22 protein-coding genes and 1 pseudogene are annotated in these 21,602 nt (G+C 68.4%); 8 read left to right on the forward strand and 15 right to left on the reverse strand.

The window, feature by feature from the left end; translation table 11 throughout:
• Positions 1 to 72 precede the first annotated feature (72 nt).
• Entirely contained in the window at positions 73 to 1,629 is a 1,557-nt protein-coding gene (locus tag D5S18_RS05555) for an MFS transporter (RefSeq protein WP_203236603.1), read from the forward strand.
• A gap of 152 nt (positions 1,630 to 1,781) precedes the next feature.
• Here the strand turns inward: D5S18_RS05555 and D5S18_RS05560 are convergent, their stop codons facing one another.
• Positions 1,782 to 2,312, reverse strand: a complete 531-nt coding sequence (locus tag D5S18_RS05560; RefSeq protein ID WP_120038688.1) for a PadR family transcriptional regulator — start codon at positions 2,310 to 2,312, stop codon at positions 1,782 to 1,784.
• An 80-nt stretch (positions 2,313 to 2,392) separates the two neighbouring features.
• On the opposite strand from D5S18_RS05560, the gene D5S18_RS05565 reads away from it, so the two are divergent.
• Entirely contained in the window at positions 2,393 to 3,682 is a 1,290-nt protein-coding gene (locus tag D5S18_RS05565; protein WP_120038690.1) for a carotenoid oxygenase family protein, read from the forward strand.
• Here D5S18_RS05565 and D5S18_RS05570 read toward each other — a convergent pair.
• Positions 3,679 to 4,209, reverse strand: a complete 531-nt coding sequence (locus D5S18_RS05570; protein ID WP_120038692.1) for a helix-turn-helix domain-containing protein — start codon at positions 4,207 to 4,209, stop codon at positions 3,679 to 3,681. The two genes, D5S18_RS05565 and D5S18_RS05570, sit on opposite strands and share 4 nt — an antisense overlap.
• A gap of 56 nt (positions 4,210 to 4,265) precedes the next feature.
• Between D5S18_RS05570 and D5S18_RS05575 the strand changes: the two genes are divergently transcribed.
• Positions 4,266 to 5,486 carry an alpha/beta hydrolase gene (locus D5S18_RS05575; RefSeq protein ID WP_120038694.1) on the forward strand — a complete coding sequence of 407 codons (1,221 nt, stop codon included), beginning with the start codon at positions 4,266 to 4,268 and terminating at the stop codon, positions 5,484 to 5,486.
• Between the two features lie 224 nt (positions 5,487 to 5,710).
• Positions 5,711 to 6,127, forward strand: coding sequence for a tyrosine-type recombinase/integrase (locus tag D5S18_RS35570; protein WP_239003558.1), 417 nt, complete (start codon positions 5,711 to 5,713; stop codon positions 6,125 to 6,127).
• Between the two features lie 136 nt (positions 6,128 to 6,263).
• On the opposite strand, the gene D5S18_RS34355 is transcribed toward D5S18_RS35570, so the two are convergent.
• From D5S18_RS34355 to D5S18_RS05635, 11 genes and pseudogenes are all read right to left on the reverse strand, one after another.
• Positions 6,264 to 6,572 carry a WCX domain-containing protein gene (locus tag D5S18_RS34355; RefSeq protein ID WP_147403855.1) on the reverse strand — a complete coding sequence of 103 codons (309 nt, stop codon included), beginning with the start codon at positions 6,570 to 6,572 and terminating at the stop codon, positions 6,264 to 6,266.
• 116 nt (positions 6,573 to 6,688) lie between these two features.
• Positions 6,689 to 7,657 carry a hypothetical protein gene (locus D5S18_RS05590; protein ID WP_120038698.1) on the reverse strand — a complete coding sequence of 323 codons (969 nt, stop codon included), beginning with the start codon at positions 7,655 to 7,657 and terminating at the stop codon, positions 6,689 to 6,691.
• 151 nt (positions 7,658 to 7,808) lie between these two features.
• A pseudogene (locus D5S18_RS36560) lies at positions 7,809 to 8,144 on the reverse strand (IS982 family transposase); the annotation flags it as partial.
• A 61-nt stretch (positions 8,145 to 8,205) separates the two neighbouring features.
• Positions 8,206 to 9,129: an acetamidase/formamidase family protein gene (locus tag D5S18_RS05600; RefSeq protein ID WP_120038700.1), complete on the reverse strand. Its 924-nt coding sequence runs from the start codon at positions 9,127 to 9,129 to the stop codon at positions 8,206 to 8,208.
• On the reverse strand, positions 9,126 to 10,607 hold the full coding sequence (locus tag D5S18_RS05605) for a purine-cytosine permease family protein (RefSeq protein ID WP_120038702.1): 1,482 nt from the start codon (positions 10,605 to 10,607) through the stop codon (positions 9,126 to 9,128). Before D5S18_RS05605 ends, D5S18_RS05600 begins: the two co-directional genes overlap by 4 nt.
• Before the next feature lie 192 nt (positions 10,608 to 10,799).
• Positions 10,800 to 11,828: a crotonase/enoyl-CoA hydratase family protein gene (locus tag D5S18_RS05610; protein WP_120038704.1), complete on the reverse strand. Its 1,029-nt coding sequence runs from the start codon at positions 11,826 to 11,828 to the stop codon at positions 10,800 to 10,802.
• A 76-nt stretch (positions 11,829 to 11,904) separates the two neighbouring features.
• Positions 11,905 to 13,284 carry an APC family permease gene (locus tag D5S18_RS05615; protein ID WP_120038841.1) on the reverse strand — a complete coding sequence of 460 codons (1,380 nt, stop codon included), beginning with the start codon at positions 13,282 to 13,284 and terminating at the stop codon, positions 11,905 to 11,907.
• Positions 13,285 to 13,380: 96 nt separating this feature from the next.
• Complete coding sequence (locus tag D5S18_RS05620) at positions 13,381 to 14,385, reverse strand: ABC transporter substrate-binding protein (protein ID WP_120038706.1); 1,005 nt, start codon at positions 14,383 to 14,385, stop codon at positions 13,381 to 13,383.
• Positions 14,386 to 14,428: 43 nt separating this feature from the next.
• Complete coding sequence (locus D5S18_RS05625; RefSeq protein WP_120038707.1) at positions 14,429 to 15,271, reverse strand: ABC transporter ATP-binding protein; 843 nt, start codon at positions 15,269 to 15,271, stop codon at positions 14,429 to 14,431.
• Complete coding sequence (locus D5S18_RS05630; protein ID WP_120038709.1) at positions 15,244 to 16,038, reverse strand: ABC transporter permease; 795 nt, start codon at positions 16,036 to 16,038, stop codon at positions 15,244 to 15,246. The genes D5S18_RS05625 and D5S18_RS05630 overlap by 28 nt, the downstream gene beginning before the upstream one ends.
• Before the next feature lie 182 nt (positions 16,039 to 16,220).
• Positions 16,221 to 17,387 carry a serine hydrolase domain-containing protein gene (locus tag D5S18_RS05635; RefSeq protein WP_120038842.1) on the reverse strand — a complete coding sequence of 389 codons (1,167 nt, stop codon included), beginning with the start codon at positions 17,385 to 17,387 and terminating at the stop codon, positions 16,221 to 16,223.
• A gap of 109 nt (positions 17,388 to 17,496) precedes the next feature.
• On the opposite strand from D5S18_RS05635, the gene D5S18_RS05640 reads away from it, so the two are divergent.
• On the forward strand, positions 17,497 to 17,901 hold the full coding sequence (locus tag D5S18_RS05640) for a YciI family protein (protein WP_120038711.1): 405 nt from the start codon (positions 17,497 to 17,499) through the stop codon (positions 17,899 to 17,901).
• A gap of 5 nt (positions 17,902 to 17,906) precedes the next feature.
• Positions 17,907 to 19,118 carry an RNA polymerase sigma factor gene (locus D5S18_RS05645; protein ID WP_120038713.1) on the forward strand — a complete coding sequence of 404 codons (1,212 nt, stop codon included), beginning with the start codon at positions 17,907 to 17,909 and terminating at the stop codon, positions 19,116 to 19,118.
• 99 nt (positions 19,119 to 19,217) lie between these two features.
• On the opposite strand, the gene D5S18_RS05650 is transcribed toward D5S18_RS05645, so the two are convergent.
• The gene (locus D5S18_RS05650; protein ID WP_120038715.1) at positions 19,218 to 20,117 is read right to left on the reverse strand and encodes an NADP-dependent oxidoreductase; all 900 of its coding nucleotides are present in this window, start codon (positions 20,115 to 20,117) and stop codon (positions 19,218 to 19,220) included.
• A 280-nt stretch (positions 20,118 to 20,397) separates the two neighbouring features.
• On the opposite strand from D5S18_RS05650, the gene D5S18_RS05655 reads away from it, so the two are divergent.
• Both D5S18_RS05655 and D5S18_RS05660 read left to right on the forward strand, forming a co-directional pair.
• Positions 20,398 to 20,841 carry an SRPBCC family protein gene (locus tag D5S18_RS05655; RefSeq protein WP_120038717.1) on the forward strand — a complete coding sequence of 148 codons (444 nt, stop codon included), beginning with the start codon at positions 20,398 to 20,400 and terminating at the stop codon, positions 20,839 to 20,841.
• A 48-nt stretch (positions 20,842 to 20,889) separates the two neighbouring features.
• A complete protein-coding gene (locus D5S18_RS05660) occupies positions 20,890 to 21,333 on the forward strand; it encodes a TIGR03618 family F420-dependent PPOX class oxidoreductase (protein WP_120038719.1) in 444 nt (147 codons plus the stop codon).
• A 4-nt stretch (positions 21,334 to 21,337) separates the two neighbouring features.
• Here D5S18_RS05660 and D5S18_RS05665 read toward each other — a convergent pair whose 3' ends face one another.
• Positions 21,338 to 21,598 (reverse strand): hypothetical protein, encoded by a 261-nt coding sequence (locus D5S18_RS05665; protein ID WP_120038721.1) that lies wholly within the window; start codon positions 21,596 to 21,598, stop codon positions 21,338 to 21,340.
• Between the last annotated feature and the right edge of the window lie 4 nt (positions 21,599 to 21,602).

A 21,602-nucleotide genomic window follows, 5' to 3' on the forward strand; every position in this document is an offset into this window, starting at 1 on the left:
CAATTGACAGGTACTTGACGATTCTGCACACTGTCAGCCGTCAAGTTCTTGTCAATCATATCGGAGCGTCCCATGACCCCGCCCCACACCATGTCGACCACGCGGCGAAAAGCGGCCCTCACGGTTCTGCTGATGTCCTCGCTGCTGATGTGGCTCGACAACACCGTTCTCGGCACCGTCGTGGAGACACTGGCCGACCCGACCCGCGGGCTCGGCGCCAGTCCGGCCGAATTGCAGTGGGCCAGTGGCGCGTACACCCTCGTCTTCGCCACGCTCATGTTCACCGCAGGCGCGCTCGGCGACCGTTTCGGTCACCGCCGCACCCTCGCCGCGGGCATGGTGATCTTCGCCGCCGCCTCGGCCTGGGCCGCCTACGCCCCCGATCCGACGCAACTGATCGCCGCCCGTGCCGCCATGGGCGTGGGCAGCGCCTTCATCATGCCCGCCACCATGGCCATCGTCATGTGGATATTCACCGGACCAGAACGCGCCTTGGCCATCGCCCTCAACTCGACCGCCGCGGGTGTGGGCATCGCGGCCGGGCCGGTGCTGGCCGGGCTGCTGTTGGCCCGATTCTGGTGGGGCTCGGTGTTTCTCGTCAACATCCCGATCACGGCGCTCGCGCTGGTCGGCATAGCCGCGTTCGTTCCGGAATTCCGCAACCCCACCCCGCGCGGACTCGATCCGGTCGGGCTGCTGCTCTCGATCGGCGGTCTCGCGGCCCTGGCCTACGGGCTGATTCGCGCCGGACAGGTCGTCAGTTGGACCCGCACCGATATCTGGCTGCCGATCGTCGCGGGCACCGCCGCCCTTATCGCCTTCGTTCGCGTCGAAATGCGCATGGCCCAACCGAGTTTCGATCCGCGACTGCTCGCGCGACGCATGTTCGGCGGTGGGACGGCGGCTTTGGGTCTGATGCTGTTCGCCATGACCTCGGCGGGCTTCTACAGTGCGTTCTATCTTCAAGGCAGCCGCGGCTTCTCGCCCCTGGCAGCGGCGCTGACTCTCGCGCCCGCCGCCGTCGGCACCATGGTCGGCGGACCGCTGGGCGTGCGACTGGCGCGGCGTTGGCCGCTGCGGAACATCACCGTCCCGGCCGTCGTCGTCACCGCGCTGACGATGGGCGCGAGCATACTGTTCGGTCTCGATACGCCGCTTATCTGGATCGAGATCACCGGTGCGGTACAGGGTCTTTCGATCGGCATGGTGCTCGGACCGGTGACCGGAGCCTTGATGAACACGCTCCCGCTGGATCGAGCGGGCGCGGGCTCGGCGGTCACCAACACGGTGCGCCAAACCGGCAGCGTCCTGGGTATCGCGGCGGGCGGCACCATCATGTCGATCGCCTACCGCGCCGCCATCGAGGATTCATTGCGCGAGGTGCCCGCGACGGTGCGGGACGCGGCGCGGGTCTCCGCCGAGCAGGCTCGTCATCTCGCCGCGACCCTCGATCTCCCCGGTCTGACGGCGGCGGCGAACCGGGCGTTCATCCACGCGATGCACGTCTCGGCGGTATGGACGATGCTCGGCGCGCTCGCCGCGGCGGTGGTGCTGTGGATCGCGTTGCGCGACAGCGAGACACCGGCGCCCGTGGACGACGACGACCGAGCGCTGGCCGTCGAATCCTGACCCCGATCCCCGACTGGTCCCGCAGGGCTTTTCGGGCGTCGTCGGGATGCCTTCGCGGTCGTCGCACCGGCTCTGGACGCCGTCGCATAGGGCGGATGGCGGATCGGTGCGTCTTCCCGCACTGGCGTCACCAACGTCACGCCCCACGACAACTACTCCGCGGTTTTATCGAGTTCGGCGAGCGCCCAGTGCGCCCAGTCCAGGGATGCGCGATATTGGCGCAGGCCGTAACCTGCGGCGAGCCAACCGAATAGGAGGCGACCGTCGGGGGAGATCGGTGTCTGCTCCGACAGGGCCGGATCGAGTTCGGCGATGCGCTGCTCGTTGGTGGCGATGATGTCCCGCAGGACCTTTCGGGCGTCGTCGGGATCGAGTGCCGAGAGCAGGAACAGGCGCAGCGCGGGTTCGTTGCGGACGGTGCGACTCTTGGCGGGTCGCATCAGCCACTCGCGCAACGCACTACGCCCACTTGTGGTGACCGCGTAGGTGCGGCTGCCGCGCGCGCCCTCGTCGGCCTGTTCGATCAGGCCGTCCTCGACCATACGGGCCAGTTCCGGGTAGATGCGGTTGTAGCCGGCATGCCAGGCGTATGCGCCGAGTTCGCCCTCGAAGGCTTTGGCCAGGTCGTATCCGGTCGCGGGACGCTCGCAGAGCAGCCCGAGCAGGGCGAAGCGCAGTGCCATGCGGCCATGGTACCTATCCTCATTGACATATCCAATTGGATATGTAATGGTTCGGGAGCCTTCCGAACACAGGAGTCGCGATGTCCTACCTCACTCCGGTCCCGGATGAGATCACCGCCTTCGATCTGCCCGTAACCGGCACGCTGCCAACGGAATTGAATGGACGCTACGTCCGCAACGGCCCGAATCCGCGGCCGGGGGAGAAATCCGCGCACGTATTCATCGGACACGGCATGCTGCACGGCATCCGACTCCGAAACGGCCGGGCCGAGTGGTACCGCAATCGCTGGGTGCGCACCGGCATGTTCGTCGGGCATCCGTCCCGGCGGCCCGGCGGCAACCGCGACTTGGCGGCCGTCTCGGCGAATACGCACATCATCGAACACGCCGGGCGATTGATGGCGCTGGTGGAAACCGGTCTGCCGCACGGGATCACCCCCGACCTGGACACCATCGGCCCCGAGGATTTCGACGGCCGCCTCACCACGGCCATGACCGCGCACCCCAAACGGGATCCGGGCACCGGCGACCTGCACTTCTTCGGCTATGCCCCGCAGCCGCCACATTTGACCTACCACCGCCTCGACGCGACGGGAAAGCTGGTGTACAGCCGCGAGATCGCGGGTCCGGGTGCGACCATGATGCACGACTTCGCCATCACCGAACGCCACGTCGTGTGGCTCGATCTACCTGTCGTCTTTCGACCGCACCTCGTCGGCAAAACCATGCCCTACCAATGGGATGACGACTACGGCGCCCGCCTCGGCCTGATGCGCCACGATCTGCCCTACGCTCCGGTCCGGTGGGTGGACATCGACCCGTGCTTCGTCTTCCACATCGGCAATGCCCACGAGGATGCGGCCGGGCGCGTCATCCTCGACGCCGTGCGCTACGGCCCCGCCGAATTCGCCGCCCTGTGGCGAACCACCTCGGGCACACCGGATGCCGAGGGCGTCGGTCGACTGCATCGCTGGATCCTCGATCCGGCCGGGGCCACCGAAGTGTCGCTGGACGATCGAGCCGTCGAATTCCCCACTCTCGACGACACCCGAATCGGCCGCCCCGCACGGTATCTCTATACCACCGACGACTCCGCCATCATCAAATACGACCTCACCGGCGGCAGCGCGGTGCACCGCCTGCCGCCGAAAACCTATATCGGCGAAGCGGTTTTCGTGCCCGCCATCCCCGGACCCCGCTTGGAGGACGACGGCTGGCTGCTGGCCATCACCACCCGCCACGACGGCAGCGCCTCCCAACTCCTGGTGCTCGATGCCTCGAATCCGGCCGCGCCGCCGGTCGCCGCCGTCGACCTGCCCCGAGGGGTTCCGGCGGGATTCCACGGTTCGTGGATCCCCGACGAGTGCTAGTCCGATTCGGCCGCTTCGATCGGAAAGATGATCGGGCTCAGCAGGTATTGGGTGCGTTCAGGTGTGCGCGGGTTGGCAAGGCGGGGGAGCAGGACCGTACGCAGGTCGGCGAACAATGATTCCAGTTCGGCGCGGTCGAGCCAGAGGGCGTGTTGGCGCAATCCTACGAGATCCGTTGCCGGGTCGGCGTTCTCGGTCGACAGATAGCCGTCGAATTCCGCGGCGAGGATGGCCAGGGCGGTGGCGAAGACCTGCCGGTGCTCGGTGGGGGGAACGGCTTCGGTGGGGAGGATCGCGCGGTCCTGGCGCAGGCGGTAGTGGCGTTCGACCGCGCCGCGCACGCGACGTTCCTCGGCGACCTCGAGGACGCCCGCTTCGGCGAGCAGTTCGATGTGTCGATAGAGCATGGCTTTGGAGACGTCGGACAGTCGGCGGCCGAGTTCGGCCGTGGTGCGGGTGTGTCCGCCGCGCAGCGCGTGCACGATGCGCAGTCGCACCGGGTGGGCGAGCAGTTCGAAGGGTTCCACTACCCAACGTTCTCACATTTTGCTACCTTTCTCAAAGAACGAGAAAGGTAGTGGTGATGACTCCGAATGCGATCGGGACGCGGGTGGCGGAACTGGCCAGGACCCGGCAATTCACCGATATCGAGGCACTTTTCACACCCGAGCTGCGGGCTGCGGTCTCGGCCGAGACGCTGGCGGTGGCGTGGTCGGGGGAGGTGGCCAAGATCGGCGAGGTGCGCGAGGTGCGCCCCGCGATCGTCGAACCGATGGGCGATCTGACGCGGGTCAGCGTCCCGGTCAGCTGCGAGCGGGGTGCGTTGACGATCGTGGTGTCGGTGGATCATGCCGGGCAGCTCAACGGTTTTCGTCTCGCACCACCTGCGACCTCGCTGTGGACCCCACCCCGATACGTCGACCCGCGCGCCTTCGTCGAACGCGATCTCGACCACCTACCCGCTACGGTGACCCTGCCGCGCCGCAGCGGTCCGCGACCCGGCGTGGTGCTGCTCTCCTCGGGACCCATGGACCGGGATATGACGACCGGCCCGAACAAGCCCTTCAAGGATCTCGCCCAGGGCCTGGCCACGCGCGGCGCGGCGGTATTGCGCTTCGACAAGACCGCCCGCGCCTGCGCCACGATGGTCGAGGAGTACCTACCGGATACGATCGCGGGAATCCATGCGCTGCAAGAGGAATCGGGCGTGGATCGGGTCTACGTCCTCGGGCACAGCGGCGGCGGCAAGGCCGCACCGCGGGTCGCCGCCGCCGAACCCGACGTGGCCGGGGTGATCATCATGGCCGCGGATACCGTCCCGCTCGGCCGCTCCGCCGTGCGCACCGCCCGGTATCTGGCCGCGCGCGGAGTCGTGGATATGGTCGACTCCATCGCCGAGCGGGCCGCGCGGCTCGAAGATCCGGAATTGTCCGCCGAGACAACGGATCTGCTGTTCGACTGGCCCGGTTCGTACTGGTTGGATCTGCGCGACTACGACCAGGTCGCCACCGCTGCGACGCTGAATCGCCCGATCCTGTTGTTGCAGGGCGGCCGCGACTATCAGGTGACTGTCGCCGAAGACCTGCCGCTGTGGCGCGCCGAGCTCGTCGGGGCGGATGTCACCATCCGGGTCCACGATGCCTGCGATCACCTTTTCTTCGCCGGTTCCGGCCCGTCTGTGCCCTCGGATTATCTTGCGCCGCAACATGTCGACGCCGCGGTGGTCGACGATATCGCCACCTGGCTCGGGTTGCCCGAGCGCGGACTCCTCGCCGGAATCCGTGCTCGGCTCGCCCGGCGCTAGTGCGTTGACCACGAACGTTGGCCGGGTTGAGGTGACACACCGCTGGGAATCCGGCTGTGGGGGAATTGCTGAACTGTTGACGGTGCCCGCCGATCGCGCCGAGGAGGCGCTGATGCTGGACGTGCCGGACCTGGACACCGCGAACCGTCGCGCGGTGGTGACCCGCAAGGGCGGTGCCCGCGACGTGGTCGTGTGGCAGACCGGGACCGCGGCTGCTGCCCCGGATGTTTGCCGGGCGCCGCACCGGCCGGCTGTTCCTGACCGGCCGCAAGGCCAAGCCGTCCGTGGCGCTGGTCGACGTCGACCCGACCACGCAGCGGGCGAGGTTGTCGTATCGCCGCGCGGCCGAACTGTTCGACGAGCACACCACCAAGATGGCGGGCGGTCCGTTCACCCTGCACCAGCTGCGGCATTCGGCGTTGACCCACGCCGCCGAGGACGGCGCGTCGACCCCGATGCTGATGAAGATGTCAGGGCACATCTCGGTGCGCGGTCTGGGCAAGTACGCGCGGCCGTCGGCCGAAGCGTTGGCCCGATGGCGCGCTGAGACTGACCCGGCCGCCCGTAGCCGCCGACAACCGGGAAGGTCTACAGGACGGCAGTGGCGAGCTGGTCGGCGTGGTTCCGGCCGTGTTCGCTGAATCCGAGGCAATGGGAGGGGGCGTGCCATCCTCCAGTGACCTGGTTGTTTCCGCCGCTGGGTCAACAGTATCTGCCCGGGAATACGGCGCGAAAGGTGCCCAGGCCGGTGCCGCCTTGGGTCCAGACGGCCGTCCCTCAGGCCCGGATCGCGGCGGCGCAGCGGCGCGCGAGGATTTCGATCTGCTCGACCAGCTCCGGGGGTCCGGTGACGGTGAAGTCGGTGTCGATGGACGTGATCATCCAGGACAGCGACCGCGGGGAGTCGGCGCCGACATGGAGCAGGCAACTAGCATCGTCGACCGACTCCAGCACGCCCATTCCCATCCATACGCGGTCGGCCAGTTCGGCGGCCGGGCGGCGCAGGATGACGGTGGCGCGATAGGACCCTGCCGCCCTGCTGCTCGACGAAGAAGAGGCGCTGGCCGTCGCAGTCGGCCTACGCACACCGACCGAAGGTTTCGTAGAGCATCCGCCACAGGGTCTTCTCGCGGAAGTCGATGTCACGGCGAGCGATGTGTCAGTGGCCATCGCTGGCTGACTGGTTGGCCATTGATACGGGCCTACTGCATCAGTTGGACGTGGGGGTGATCGGGTGACGTTGGACAGACGCGAAGGATCATCTTGTAACCGCGAGCAATTGTGACGTCGGGGCCGATGGTCGTGCTGTAATCATCTGCGAGGGCCTGATCTTCGTAGGGTATCCAGCTGTGGGTTCCGCCGTCCCATTCGCACGAGGCGACGGTGAGCAGCGGTTCGGTCTCGGTACCACAGGTGGGGCATGGCTGTGGAAAGGGGTCCGTGGTGCCCCACTGGATATGGCCGCCGACCTTCCACCCGGGTGCAACGCATATGTTGTCTTTGAACCAGCTCTTGATGTCATCCGGATCGATCCCGGTTTGCTGCCGACTCGCCCACTGTCGCATTTGCTCCAGCGGCTCGCTGCCGAGTTTTTCGAAATCGCTCGGGTATTCGATGATGCGTTCCGACTCCACCGTGCACGGCAAGGGTATGTAGCTGTAGCCGTAATCCACCGTTGCCGGCATCGGCGGGGTATTCAGGATGTCGGTGACGTCGGCGGCGGTGCGCCACACCAGCGCGGTCTCGGGCATGGCGTCGGCGTTGTCCAACGGGCACCAGAGTATCTGCAGCAGATCCTTGCCCGGTGGCGGACGTAACCCGGGGACGTCACGCGTATACAGTTGCGCCACCGGCAACATGGCATTCGGTACATCGGCCGTCCGCCGCCACGGTACGGGATTGTGTCGCGTCAGCTTGGCATCCGCCAACGACTGTAACGGGTTGAGCCCGTGGGGATTCCACGCGTCGGTCAAGAAGTTCCAGTCGTGAGGCCCGTGACAGTGTGGCCACGGTTCGTCGGTCGGCCACAGCAAAGGGCCGCCGATCGAACTGTCGTATACCGACGGTGTGCCGCTTCGCGGGTGTAGCCGGGTCGCGGGACGAGCCAGCGGCGCGAGTGCGGGACACGCGGCTGCGACATCGACGGCTCGGGGTGGCGTGGTGCGGGTCATCGACAATCCTCTTCGGATTCGGGGCGTTCGAACTGTAGTTCGGAGTATGTCGAATCCCACGGTTGGGAATATCTGGCCGGACGTCCCTCCGCGCCCAAGAGCCGCAGGCACGTGACCACTTTGCACCGGCCATCCCTGCACATCCGGTCGGGGGGGTGGAATCGACGATCCAACAGTCATCGAGCCAGAAATCACTGTCGCGGGCCAACATTCGGATGATCCGCTTGACCAGGCCCAGCGCGTTGCGCAATCGCTTGTTGTAGCCGGACTGCTGCGGCAGATACGGGAACATCCCGGACAGATGTGTGCGGGCGTACCACAACCAGTGTGCCTCGGAGATGAACCCCAGCAACGCTTGGGCCACCGCCGGACACACCAGTTCCGAGTCGGTCAGCACCGGCGGCCTGCCGGTCCACCGCGAACCCGGCAGTTCGTCATCGATCTTCACGTACAGTGCGGTCAGGAGGGCGTTCAAGTCAGTCGTCACACACTGTCTTCGGCGCCCTCCGCCTATGTCCAGGCATCACCGGGACTTCGGACTTACTCGTCTAGCGGATGGCGCCCCACGGCAGCACCGCGTGCGCACCCACCACACCATTGACGATCTGGGTGACCCGCACGTCCACGGTGACGCTCGCGAGCAGCACCGCATCGGCGCGCGGGAGGCCGTGCAGACGGCCGAGCAGCGCGAACATGGCGTCGAGGGCACGAAAGGTGGCCTCGTCCAAGTCATTTCCCAAACCCATGGTGATCCAGCCCGCCGGAGTGCTGGCCACCGGAGCGGTCAGCGGCCAGTCGTCGAGCAGGTCGATGGTGAGGTCGACCCGCTTCATCGGGCATTCGATCGCGGTGCCGCAGATCTCGCCGTCGCCCTGGGCGGCGTGCCCGTCGCCGACCGACAGCAGCGCGTCCGCCACGGGAATGGGCAGATACAGGGTGCTGCCCGCGACGAGTTCCTTGCAGTCGAGATTGCCGCCGTGCGGGCGCGGCGGGAAGGTGAGGTGGGTGCCCGGTGCGGCGGGCGGCATACCCATGACACCGAGGAAAGGGCGCAGGCGCACGGTGTGTCCGTGCTGGTTGCGGGCGGTCATGGCCGTGGCGTCCAGGTGCCAGGCGTGGACGGCGTCGGTTTCGGCGATGCCGTAGCGGGCGTTGAGTTCTCGACCCGGTGCGGCGGTGGTGCCCCAGGAGTCGGGTACGAGTTGGTCGATGCGGATGCCGAGCACCATGCCGGGCCGCGCGCCGCGCACGGCGATCGGGCCGGTGAGGGCGTGACCGTATTCGGCGCGGTGCTGGGGCACCTTCGGACGTTCGCCCACCGGTCCGCCGGTGTACGGTCCGCTCGACCACCAGGCGTCGAGGGTGCGCAGCCGGACCGAATCGCCGGGGTCGACGGTGAGTGCGGGCGGCAGGTCGGGGGAGAACAGACCGTGCAGGGAGTCCGTGTCGGGTTCGAGTGCGTGCGCGGTCATCCCCGATCACCCGCCGCGACGGAATCCTGTTCGGCCCGTGGCGATTGCACGACCCGATGGGTGAGCGCGTAGATGAGCGCGGCCAGCCCCAGCGCGACGAAGACGCCGAGATTGCTGGTGCCGAGGCTGCCCTCGCGGGCGGCGCGGGTGAACAGGTAACCCAGCAGTCGCCCGATATGCGGGTCGGCGGAGGTGACCAGTCCGAGTCCGACCGCCGAGGCCGCGATCAGCGCACCCAGCCCGGCCCGATTGACCCGCCCGTACGCGCCATCGGGACGGTAGAGAGCGGCACGGTCGTAGCCGTGCCGTCGCCGCTGCCACAGGTCGGTCAGGAAGATCCCGGTCCACGCGGCCATCGGCACACCGATGACGGTGAGGAACGCCTGGAACGGTGCGAAGAAGTCCGGTGCGGCGAAGACGACGTAGCCGCCGCCGACGGTGACCAGGGCCGCGTCGATGAGGACCGCGCGATGCCTTGGCAGTCGCACACCCATGGTGAGCAGCACCAGACCCGAGGAATAGAGGTCCATGAGCGAGGCCGCGATGAACGACAGCACCGCGAAGACGAGGTAGGGCACCAGGAACCACGTCGGCAGGTGCGCGGCGAGCGCGCCGACCGGATCGGTGTTGGCCGCCTTCGCCTGCGCCGGATCACCGGCCGCGAGCACGATCCCGAAGCCCATGAGCACCACCGGCGCCGCGCTGCCGCCGAAGGTCGTCCATCCGACGACCGCACGCCTACTGGCCGACCTGGGCAGATAGCGCGAGTAGTCGGCGGCGCAGTTGACCCAGCCCAGGCCGAAGGCGGTCGCGGCGAAGGCCACCCCGCCCGCGAATGCGCCCCAGCCGAAATGCCCGGTCGAGTGGAAGGAGACGCGCGGGGCGGTCAACACCAGGTAGACGATGGTCAGCAGACCGAAGGTGATGGTGAGCCATTTCTGCACCCGCAGGATCACGTGCAGGCCGTAGATGCCGACCACCGTCGATACCACGATGACGGTGGCGAAGGCGGCGATCATGACCGGGGTCGGGCTGGCGCTCGGATTCAAGCGCAGCGCAACGGTTTTGGCGGCCAGGGTGGCCAGGACCGCGCCGACGGTCTCCCAACCGACCAGCGCCAGGTAGCTCAGCACCGAGGCGACCTTGTTGCCGTGGAAGCCGAAGGCCGCGCGGCCCGCCACCATGGTCGGCGCGCCGCCCTGCTGGCCTGCCAGGGCCGCCAGTCCGACCAGCAGGAATGACAGCACCACGCCGACCGCCGCCGCGATCGCCGCCGAGAGCCAGCCCATCCCGAGCGCGGCGACGTACATGCCGAAGGTCACGATGATGACATTGATGTTGGGGGCCGCCCACGGCCAGAACAGCACGCGTGGGGCGCCGCGGCGCTCGTGGTCGGCGACCCATTCGAGTCCTTTCCGCTCCACGGCCCAGTCCGATTGTCGGTCCGGATCCGTCTCGGGGGGCGGGGGAGCGGCCACGGCCGACTCCCCGACAGATGACGCTGCGCTGGGTTTCGATTCCGCTGTGAACACGCGGACAACGTACCGCTATATAACGGCGCATTAAATAGGTCATTTGAAGCCAGGATTGGGAACTCCGATAGCGAACTGTTCGCGGGCCGAAAACAATCCGTCGATCAGGGCGCGCGGCCCGGATTCGTAGGTGAGGCCCTAGCCGCGCTTGTGGTCGCCGAAGGGTTCGTCGCGTTCGCGCACCGCCTGCCGGAAACCGACGGTGGCCGCGCGCAACTGGAAGGCGTAGCCCTCGCGGGTGTGGCGGGAGATGCCGTCGAACACGGTGCCGATCATGGCGGAGTTGGCCACACCCTGTTGCAGCAGTGCGGAATTGAGGGCCAGCTTGGCCATCATCAACTGGTTGATCGGCATGCGGGCGATGCGCCCCACCAAATCCTCGGTGCGGGCGTCGAGTTCGTCGGCGGGACAGGATTCGACCGCCAATCCCCATTCGGCGGCCTGCTTTCCGGTGAGGCAGTCGCCGGTGAACAGCAGGCGCTTTGCGCGTTGGTCGCCCAGGCGGTGCGCCCACAGGCCGGCGGCCGGGATACCCCACACCCTGGTGGGCGGGTAACCGATCTTGGTGTCGTCGGCGCAGATGATCTGGTCGGCGTGCAGGGCGATATCGGTGCCGCCCGCGACCGCGAAGCCGTGCAGTTTGGCGACGGTGGGCTTGTCGGCGTGCAGCAGACTGGCGAACCCGCGGTTGAATCGACTCATCATGGCGTAGTCGAGCATGGGATCCCAGGTGCCCCAAGGGTTGTGGTTGGCGGCCTGCACCGAGGGATCCAGGGCGGTCCCGGCGCGGTCTACCGCGCCGTCGGCCGGGCTCATCCCGTGTTCGGCGAACATGTCCAGGTCGTAGCCGCCGCAGAAACCCTTGCCGCGCCCCGAGACCAGGATGACGTGCACCCGAGGATCCAGATCGGCGCGCTCGACGGCGTGTGCCAGGTCGATCGGCGTGTCCGGGGTGATGGTGTTGCCCTTCTCGGCGCGATCGAAGGTGATGCGCGCGATCCGGCCGTCGCGTTCGTAGGTGAGGGTGCGGTAGTCGCGCTCCTCGCGCGGGTCGGGTCGATCCGCGAAAGGCGAGTCCGGACCCGGCGCCCCCTCGTACCACGCGGCGGGCCGCCGGCCCGAATGATGTTCGTGGTCGGCCTGATTCACGTGGAACGCCTCCTGCATTGGCTGCCGATCCCAGCTACCCACCGGCCGTGGGCGACATTGCAGCACGTGCCATTCGACACTACCTGCCACGACCTCAGGCCAGTGTGGACCGCTTGCGGCTGTAGCCGTAGTAGACGACGAGGCCGATGGCGACCCAGACCGCGAAGCGGACCCAGGTCAGGGCGTCGAGGGTGGTGGCGAGGCCGACGCAGCCCGCGAGTGCGAGCAGCGGGACGACCGGGACCAGCGGGGTGCGGAAGGGGCGTTCCCGGTCGGGTTCGAGGCGGCGCAGGACCAGGACGCCGACACAGACGACGGCGAAGGCGGACAGCGCGCCGATATTGACCAATTCGACCACGATGTGGATCGGCAGCAGACCGGCGATGGTCGCGCAGATCGCGCCGAGCAGCAGCGTCAGGTGGGCGGGGGTGGACCGTTTGCCGGTGGCGGCCAGCCGCTCGGGCAGCATCCGGTCGCGCGCCATGGCGAAACCGAGGCGCACCGCCGCGTACACGATGAGCAGCAGTCCCTTGGTCAGGGCGATGACCGAGGCGATGACGATGACGGTGCCGATCCACCCGATATGCAGTGCGCTGAACGCGGTGGCGATGGGTGCGCCGTTGTCGAGCGCGGCGAATGGCGCCATACCGGTGAGCACGCCGGCGACGAGCGCGTAGAGCAGCGTCGCGATGAGGACCGTGCCGATGATCGCGAAGGGGACATCGCGGCGCGGTTCGCGGGCCTCCTCGGCGGAGGCGGCGACCACGTCGAAGCCGAGGAAGGCGAAGAAGGCGATGGCGGCCCCGCCCATGATGCCGCCGAAGCCGAAGGGCGCGAAGGGAACCCAGTTGTGCGCATCGATGTGTGGGGCACCGATAGCGACCACGAGGATCAGCACGCCGATGGTCACCCCGACCAGCACCTTGGCGATGCGCGCGGTGAGTCCGACCTCACCGACGAGCACCGCGACGATGACGCCGATGATCAGCACGGCGGGCAGGTTGACCACACCGCCCTCGCCGGGGCCCGCGGTGATGGCATGCGGCACTTCGATGCCGAACAGGGATTTCAATGCCGAGACCGTGGTCCCGGACCAGCCGATGGCCACCGCCGATCCGGCGATCACGAATTCCAGCAGCAGATTCCAACCGACCAGGAAGGCGGGGGCCTCCCCGAGGGTGGCGTAGGTGTAGGTGTAGGCGCTGCCGGAGACCGGCACCATCGCCGCCAGCTCGCTGTAGCACAGGGCCACCAGCACGCACACCGTCCCGGCCAGCATGAACGACAGCACGATCGAGGGGCCTGCCTTCTCGGCGGCGGCCACGCCGGTGATGACGAAGATGCCCGCGCCGACTATGGTCCCCACGCCCATGGCCGTCAGGTCGAGGCGGCCCAGGCTGCGTTTGAGCGTGCCGCCGCCCGACGGCTCGTCGGGGACGCGGCGGCGCCATTGCCGGGTTGGTGCGCTGGTCATCGACATCCTCACCAAATGGATCGTCGGTCCGATCGATCGGACCGGTCGTCCATTCTGGCTGTTCCCCGCGCGGGGCCGCCAACTGGGGTGTCGCGATCAGGACAGACCGGGGAAGATGTCGTTGAACCGGGTGTCGGTGACAGCGGTCATATCCACCCGACCCGGTATGAGGCCCGCCGCGGTGAAACTGTCGGCGACCTCCTGTTCGGCGGCGACGGTGTCCGGGTCGAGGGAGTGGTCGCGTACCGGGTCGCGACGGGCGGCGGCCAGGGTGACCTCGTAGGGGAGGCCGGTCAGGTCCGCGTAGGTGCGCGCCCACTGCTCCGGATGGTCGTTGGCCCAGGCGTGTGCGCGCTGGACGCGGGCGAGGAAATCGCGCAGGGCCGCGGCGCTCGCCTTGTTCGTCAGGGTTTTCGCGCCCGCCACGTAGAAGCTGTCGCCGTGCACATATCCCTTGCCGTCCACCAGGATTCGGGCGTCGGCACGCTGTTCGGCCTGCGCGGTGTAGGGATCCCAGATGGCCCAGGCGTCCACGCGGCCGGTGCTCAGGGCGGCCAGCGCGTCGGCGGGCTGGAGGTAGTGCGCCTCGATATCGCTCCACTTCAGACCCGACCGGGTGAGCACGGCCAACAGGTGCTGATGGGCCGAACTCCCCTTGGCGACGGCGATTCGCTTGCCGCGCAACTGTTCCGGCGCGCGCAGCGGCGAATCGCGCGGGACGACGATCGCCTGGCCCGCCAGACTCAACCGATACGCGCCCACGATCCGGATCGCCGATCTCGCGGCGGCGGCGAAGACGGGCGGCGCGTTGCCCACGCCGCCCACATCGACCGCGCCGGCGTTGATCGCCTCCAGAATCGGTGGGCCGAAAGCGAATTGGGACCAGCTCAGCTTGTAGGGCGTCTGCGCCAGCTCACCCGAGGAGGCGAGCAGGGCCTGCAATCCCGCCCCCTTCTGATCGCCGACGCGCAGGGTGACCTGCGCCAGATCGACGGTGCCGTCGGCGCGCACCGCCGGATCGGGTCCGGTGTTCGAACCGCACGCGGCGCCCAACGCCGCCAGCAGCGCGAAGGCGGTGGCGAGCGCGAACTTTCGGATCATGCGCAATCCCTTGTCCTGGAAGTGGATACGGCGTCGAGGTGGGTCATTCGTCTTCGGTGACGCCCAGTTCGGCCAGCAGTCGGGTCCGCAGGGGATGCAGCAGATCGGTGCGGCGCGGCCGGGGGAGTTCGACGCGCGTCTCGTGCGCGATGCGGCCTGCGCCGAGCACCAGGACCCGATCGGCCAGGCGCAGCGCCTCGTCCACATCGTGGGTCACCAGCAGCACGCCGGGGCCGCGGCGCTGCCACAGTCGAATCACCAAGCGGTGAATGGTGATTCGTGTCAGTGCGTCCAGTGCGCCGAAGGGTTCGTCGAGCAGCAGCAGATCCGGTGCACGCACCAGCGCCCGCGCGAGGCTGACCCGCTGCGCCTCACCGCCCGACAGCGTCGACGGCCAGGCGTCGGCCCGATCCGCCAATCCCACTTCCGCCAGCGCCGCCAGGGCGGCGGCCTTCGGTTCCGGATGGTCGAGACCGAGTCGCACATTGGCTGCCACGCGCTTCCACGGCACCAGCCGGGGTTCCTGGAAGGCGACCGCTGTCGTGCCGCGCGTGGTCACCGTGCCGGTGGCAGCATGGTCGAGCCCGGCCAACGCGCGCAGCAATGTCGACTTGCCCGATCCGCTGCGGCCGAGCAGCGCTACGAATTCGCCGGGCGCGATATCGAGGTCGAGACCATCGAGCACCCGTCGTCCGTCGAACTCCCGCACCAGGCCGCGGACCAGGGCGACGTATTCTCCGGCGACAACCGCACCGCCGGTTGACGTGCCGTTACCGATCGTGCCGCTAGCGGCGTACTCGGGGGAGATCTCGACCGCAGCAGCATCGACCGGCGATCCACCGTCCACCGTGCCGTCGACTAGCGGGTCGGAAATTCGCGTCGCCATCGCAGCGCCCTCCTTTCGATCAACCGGACGAGTGCGTCGGTGAGCAGGCCCAGCAGTCCGTAGACGAGCAGTCCGACGACGATGATGTCGGTGCGCAGGAATTCGCGGGCGTCGTTGATGAGGTAGCCGATCCCGGCGTCGGCATTGACCTGTTCGGCGACGATGAGCGCCAGCCATGCCACGCCGAGCGATTGGCGCAGTCCGACCAGTGTCTGCGGCAGCGCGCCGGGCAGGACCAGATGCCCGATCAGGGCGAAGCGACCCAACTGTTGGACGCGGGCCAACTCGGCGAGTTTGGGATCGACGCCGCGGATTCCGGCGAAAGTGTTGAGGTACAGCGGAATCGCCACACCGAAGGCGACCAGCACGATCTTGGGCGGCTCACCGATGCCGAACCAGAGGATGAGCAGCGGGATGAGCCCGTAGAAGGGGACCGTGCGCAACATCTGGACCGGCGGATCCACCAGGTATTCCCCGATCCGGCTCAGCCCGGCCACCACGGCCAGCCCGATTCCGGCGGCCGCCCCGAGGACGAAACCCACCGCCGCGCGCCCCAGCGAGACGCCGATCGCGTGCTGTAATGTGCCCGCCGCCAACAGATCCCATGCCGTCCGCAGCACGGTCGCCGGTGCGGCCAACAGCTCCGGCGCCAGTGCGCCACTGGCGGAGGCGATCTGCCAGACGAGCACCAGCGCCACCGGGCTCACCACCCGCAGCCACCGGCCGTCCCGGCGAATTCGCGCCGGCCGCACCGCAATCGACGACATGCACCACCTCAGGCTCTCGACACGGTCGAGGGCGACCGCGGATCTCGATACTCCCTGCCCGCCCGCCGCAGGTCACCCGTTGAAACCAGCCAGGTTTTAATCCGCTCGACGGCCGATGATGACACAGCCGCGCACCCGCGCGCCGCACCGACACGACACGCGCTCAGTGGGACATAGCTGTCTTATCCCAGCGAATCCCAGACGGCGGTGCACAGATTGCGCGCCCGCAGATCCGGCGCACCCTCCAGGATGTAGTTGGTGACGTAGGCGAAGGCGATCCCGGTTTCCGGATCGGCGAACGCCAGCGATCCGCCGCGGCCGGGGTGCCCGAAGGCCGAGGGGCCGCCGAAGGGGATGGTCTCGGTGGGCAGCATGTACCCGGTGGCCACCCGTCCGGGCAGCTGTATCACGAGATCGGTGCCCGAGACCTGTTCGGCCGTCGCGGCGGTGCGGGTTTCCGGGGTGAACAGCCGCACGCCGTCGACCTCGCCGATCAGTGCGGCATAGATCCTGGCCAGTCCGCGCGCGGTGCCGATCCCGTTCGAGGAGGGGATCTCGGCGGCCTGCACGGCCGGATCGTTGAAGTCGACCTTGTCCGGGTCGGTGACCGCGAAGGCACGATTGCTCAGGGAATTCGGATCCCGCAGCGCGGCAACCAGATCCCGCAATCCGTCCGGGATCTGCGCGTCCGGGATGGCCGTGAAATCGACCTCCGGTCCGAACACCAATCGACTCACCCGCGAGCGCTCGCTCTCGGGCAGCCCGATGTGGAAATCGGCGGCCAGCGGCTCCGCGATCTCGAGGGCGAGCAGTTCGCCGACCGTGCGTCCGGTGACGCGGCGCAGCACCTCACCGACGAGCCAGCCGAAGGTGCGGCCGTGGTAGCCGTGCGCGGTGCCCGGCGTCCAATTCGGCGTCTGGGCGGCGAGCGCGTCGACCATCGGCTGCCAGGTCAGCGCGTCGGCGAGAGGTACGGGCGTATCGATCGCGGCCAGCCCGGCCTGGTGGGTGAGCAGCCAGCGGACCGGGATCTCACCTTTGCCCGCGGCGGCGAATTCCGGCCAGTACCGGGCGACAGGCGCATCCAGATCCAGTTCGCCGCGCTGGGCCAGCAGGTGCGCGAGCGTGGCGAGGACGCCCTTGGTCACCGAGTACACCAGTTGCAGGGTGTCGCGCTGCCACGGGCGACCGGTCCGCGGGTCAGCGAGCCCGCCCCACAGATCCACCACCGGTCGGCCGTCGCGATAGACCGCGACGGCCGCGCCGACATCCCCCTGCTCGGCGAAGTTGGCGGCGAATGCCTCGCGCACCGCTTCGAATCCGGCGGCGACGTGTCCATCGATTGTCATGATCGCCAGCATGTCACCGACCGAGCGGACGCGAATGTCCGAGAATGGTAGTCGGCTCCGACGTCCCTGATGAGCGGCCTTCCGAGCCGCCCGAACCAGAGGAGTTGTGATGAAATACATGATTCTGAGCTACGGCTCGCAACGGGACTACGACGGTATGGCGGGCAAGGAGAGCACCTGGACCGCCGCGGATTTCGCCGCCATGACCGCGTTCATGGCGGAGTTCACCAATCGGCTCGCCGAATCGGGGGAGCTGGTGGAGACGCGGGGACTGGCCGAGCCCGCCCGCACCCGTCGACTCGGCAACCGTGCGGGCGCCCCGTTCGTCACCGACGGACCCTATGCCGAAACCCAGGAGGTGCTGGCCGGTTACTGGGTCGTCGAATGCGCCGACTTCGATCGCGCCACCGAGATCGCGGGCGGCCTGGCCGCATGTCCCGGACCGCCCGAGGTCACCGCCTCGGCCTACTGCGATGTGCGGCCCGTGATGGAGCAGGCGCCGGAGTTCGGCTGAACGGCATGGACGAGGTGAGCGACCTGCTGCGCGGTTACGCGCCGCAGGTCCTCGCCGCTCTGGTCCGCCGCTACGGACATTTCGACTCCGCCGAGGACGCGGTCCAGGAGGCCCTGCTCGCCGCCGCCACCCAGTGGCCCGAGCAGGGCCTGCCCGATGATCCGAGGGCCTGGCTGATCACCGTGGCCGCGCGGCGACTCACCGATCTGCTGCGCGCCGAGGAGGCCAGGCGGCGGCGCGAACTGTCCGCCGCGCGGTGCGAGGACCCGCCCGTCGATCGGCCGTCCACCTCCTCCGACGACACACTGTCGCTGCTGTTGCTGTGCTGTCATCCGGCGCTGACGCCCGACGCGCGGGTCGCGTTGACCCTGCGCGCCGCGGGCGGACTGAGCACCGCCGAGATCGCCCGCGCCTTCCTGGTCTCCGAGACGACGATGGGCAAGCGAATCACCCGCGCCAAGAAGGCGATTCGCGACAGCGGCGCGATCTTCGCCCCGCCGTCGCCCGCCGATCGCCCCGCCCGGCTCGCCGCCGTCCTGCACGTGCTGTACCTGATCTTCACCGAGGGGTATGCCGCGACCTCCGGCGCCGATCTCTACCGGATCGAACTGTCCGGTGAGGCGATCCGTTTGACCCGGCTGCTGCATCGACTGCTGCCCGCTGACGGCGAGGTCGGCGGGCTGCTGGCCCTCATGCTGCTCACCGACGCCCGCCGCCCCGCCCGCACCGGCCTCGGCGGCGCACTGATCCCCATGGCCGACCAGGACCGGCGCCGCTGGGACACCGACCTGATCGCCGAGGGCATCGCCCTCCTCACCGCGACCCTGCCGCAGGGTGTGCCCGGCCCGTACCAACTCCAGGCCGCCATCGCCGCCCTCCACGACGAGGCTCCCACCTACGCCGACACCGACTGGCCCCAGATCGCCCTGCTCTACGAACGCCTGCTCGACCTGGTGGAGAATCCGGTTATCGCGCTGAATCACGCAGTGGCCGTGGCGATGTCGCGCGGACCCGAGGAGGGTCTGGCACTGGTGGCCGAGGTCGCCGCCGACCCACGCCTGGCCATGGACCACCGCGTCCACGCCGTACGGGCGCATCTGCTCGAGACAGCGGGCGACGCGGACGGCGCCCGCGCCGCCTACCTCGCCGCCGCCGAACAGGCCACCAGCCTCCCGCAACAGCGGTACCTGCGCGAGCGCGCCGCCCGACTGACCTGAAATCCGCTCGGAGCCGGACAAGCGACTACACGAAGTCATCCGCATCACCCACGACCCGCGCGGCGATGAATCGCGGCGCACCGTGCGGTGAGCGGCCTGTCAGAAGGTCACGACGACTTTGCCGTCGCGGCCACGCTCGGCGAATCGTTCGTGCGCCGCACGGATCCGGTGCAGGCCGAAGGTGGAGTCGATGCGGACGGCGATGCGGCCTTCGTCGACATAGCCCGCGAGTTCGCGCAGGCCCGCACCGTCCGCGCGGACCTGGTTGATGGTGGTGGCGACATCGCGCGCGGACAGGTCCGGGACGGGACCTGCCTGGGTGGCGATGGAAGCGTAGCGGCCGCCGTCGACCACGGCTTCGGTGGCGAACGCGCCGAAGGTGTCGAAGATCGCGTCGTAGGCGCGGGCGGGGAGGTCGGCCGGGTTGGTGGTGGCGAATTCCGCGCCTGCGGATCGAACGAAGTCGAGTTGGCTGTCCTTGGAGACCAGGGCGTCGACGCGGACCCCGCGCGCGTGCGCGATCTGCAAGGCGACCGCGCCGACCGCGCCCGCGGCTCCGGCGACGAGCAGTCGCTGTCCGGCCCCGACCTCCAGCCAGTTCAGCGTCTGCAACGCGGTCAACCCGATCAGCGGCAAGGTCGCGGCTTCGGCCGCGGTCAGCGAGGTGGGCGCGGGAGCGACCGAATCGGCGGGCAGCGCCACCAGATCCGCCCACGTGCCCTGACCCGTGCCCAACTGGTGCGACATGGCGAAAACCCGTTGGCCAGGCCGCAGTTCACCCGAACCCGCGTCGACGACGACGCCCGCGAGGTCCCAACCCAGCGTCATCGGCAGCGGGAACTCGCCGATCGCCCCGGAGCGGGTCTTGTCGTCGACCGGGTTGATACTCGTCGCGACCGTCGCGATCAGCACCTCGCCCCGACCCGCGCCGATCTCGGGAACATCCTCGACCCGCAGCACTTCAACCCCACCGAACCGGTCAATCCGAACCGCGCGCATACGCCATGCCTTTCACTGGTCGATGATCAACGTTCCTCGCCAACCGGGCTACTCGGCCTGCTATTCCCATGAGGGTTCGCGGAAGGTTCTCATGGGCCGTGCTCCAGGGCGGGATCCGTTCGGGCACAGACCTTCCGCCGTGGGTGGCGGCGAATCCGCGCGCGGGTCTCACCTTCTGGCGACCCGCGTGAGCCACGTCTTCGGCCAACTCCCACGTCGGAGCGAACGATCATGGAATGCTGGTGGCCATGGGTGGATTCGTTGTTGAGGCGGTGCGCCGATGATGTCGGATTCGGAGTTGAACCCCGCGGCGGTCGAGATCGGTCACTTCTTCCCACACCCGCCCGACACTGTGTGGCGGGTGCTGACCGAACCCGATCTGCTGGAGCAATGGCTCATGCGGTCCGTCGGATTCGACGCGGAGGTGGGCACCCACTTCATCTTCGCGATGCCCACCGAACCGTCCGCCGAGATCGCCTGCGAGGTGTTGACGGCCCGCCCCGCCGAGCAGTTGACGCTGCGGTGGGTCGACCTGCGCGCAAAGTACCCGGCGCGCTGGGTGGTCGACTGGGAGGTTCGCCCCCAGGGACGCGGCACCCGATTCCTCTTGACGCAGACCGGATTCGATATCAGCGACCGCAGGCAGAAGATGGCGCGCAATGCCATGGAGCGCGGGTGGAAAGGAACCCTGCCTCGGCTGCGTTCGGTGTTGGACCGGGTGTAGCGGGGCGAATCCGGAATTCGGTGATGGTTGAGCGCTAGACTCCCGAGCGTGACCGATCTGGCCGATTTCGCCCGGCTCATCGCCGGTGACAAGGGACTGTGTGTGGTGTCGACGCTGCGGGCCGACAAGACGATTCAATCGTCGGTCGTGAACGCGGGGGTGCTGCCGCATCCCGAGACGGGGGAGGGGGCGGTGGGGATGGTGCTGGTCGGTGGCACGCGCAAGTTGGCGAATCTGCGGGCCAGGCCGCGGATGACGGTGGTGGTGCGGGCCGGGTGGCAGTGGGCGGCGGTCGAGGGGCCGGTGTGGATCGTGGGTCCCGATGATCCGGCCCCCGGTATCGATGCCGAGCGACTGCGGCTGCTGCTGCGCGAGGTGTTCACCGCCGCGGGTGGCACGCATGACGACTGGGACGAATACGACCGGGTGATGGTCGAGGAGCGCCGCACCGTCGTGATGGTGCACCCGCAGCGGGTCTACGGCAACAGTTGAATTCCTAAGCCGCGCAGGTCGAGTCGAGATTCTGGATATCGGACTGCAATTTCCGGGTCGCCGACCCGTTCCACTGGTGGCTGTCGACGAAGCGCTGGGCGTCGTCGCGGACGTCCTGCCATCGGGTGTGCGAGGTCGGCGCCCCCGCGTTGCTGAGATCGTTCCTGGTCTCGGCGACGAGAGCCGAGCAGGTGGCCGCTTGGGCCATGGTGGAGCCGAATCCTGTCAGGGCGAGCACACTCAGAGCCACTATCGCGACACGCATAACG

Source organism: Nocardia panacis (genome assembly GCF_003598715.1).
In the GTDB taxonomy this organism is placed as follows: domain Bacteria; phylum Actinomycetota; class Actinomycetes; order Mycobacteriales; family Mycobacteriaceae; genus Nocardia; species Nocardia panacis.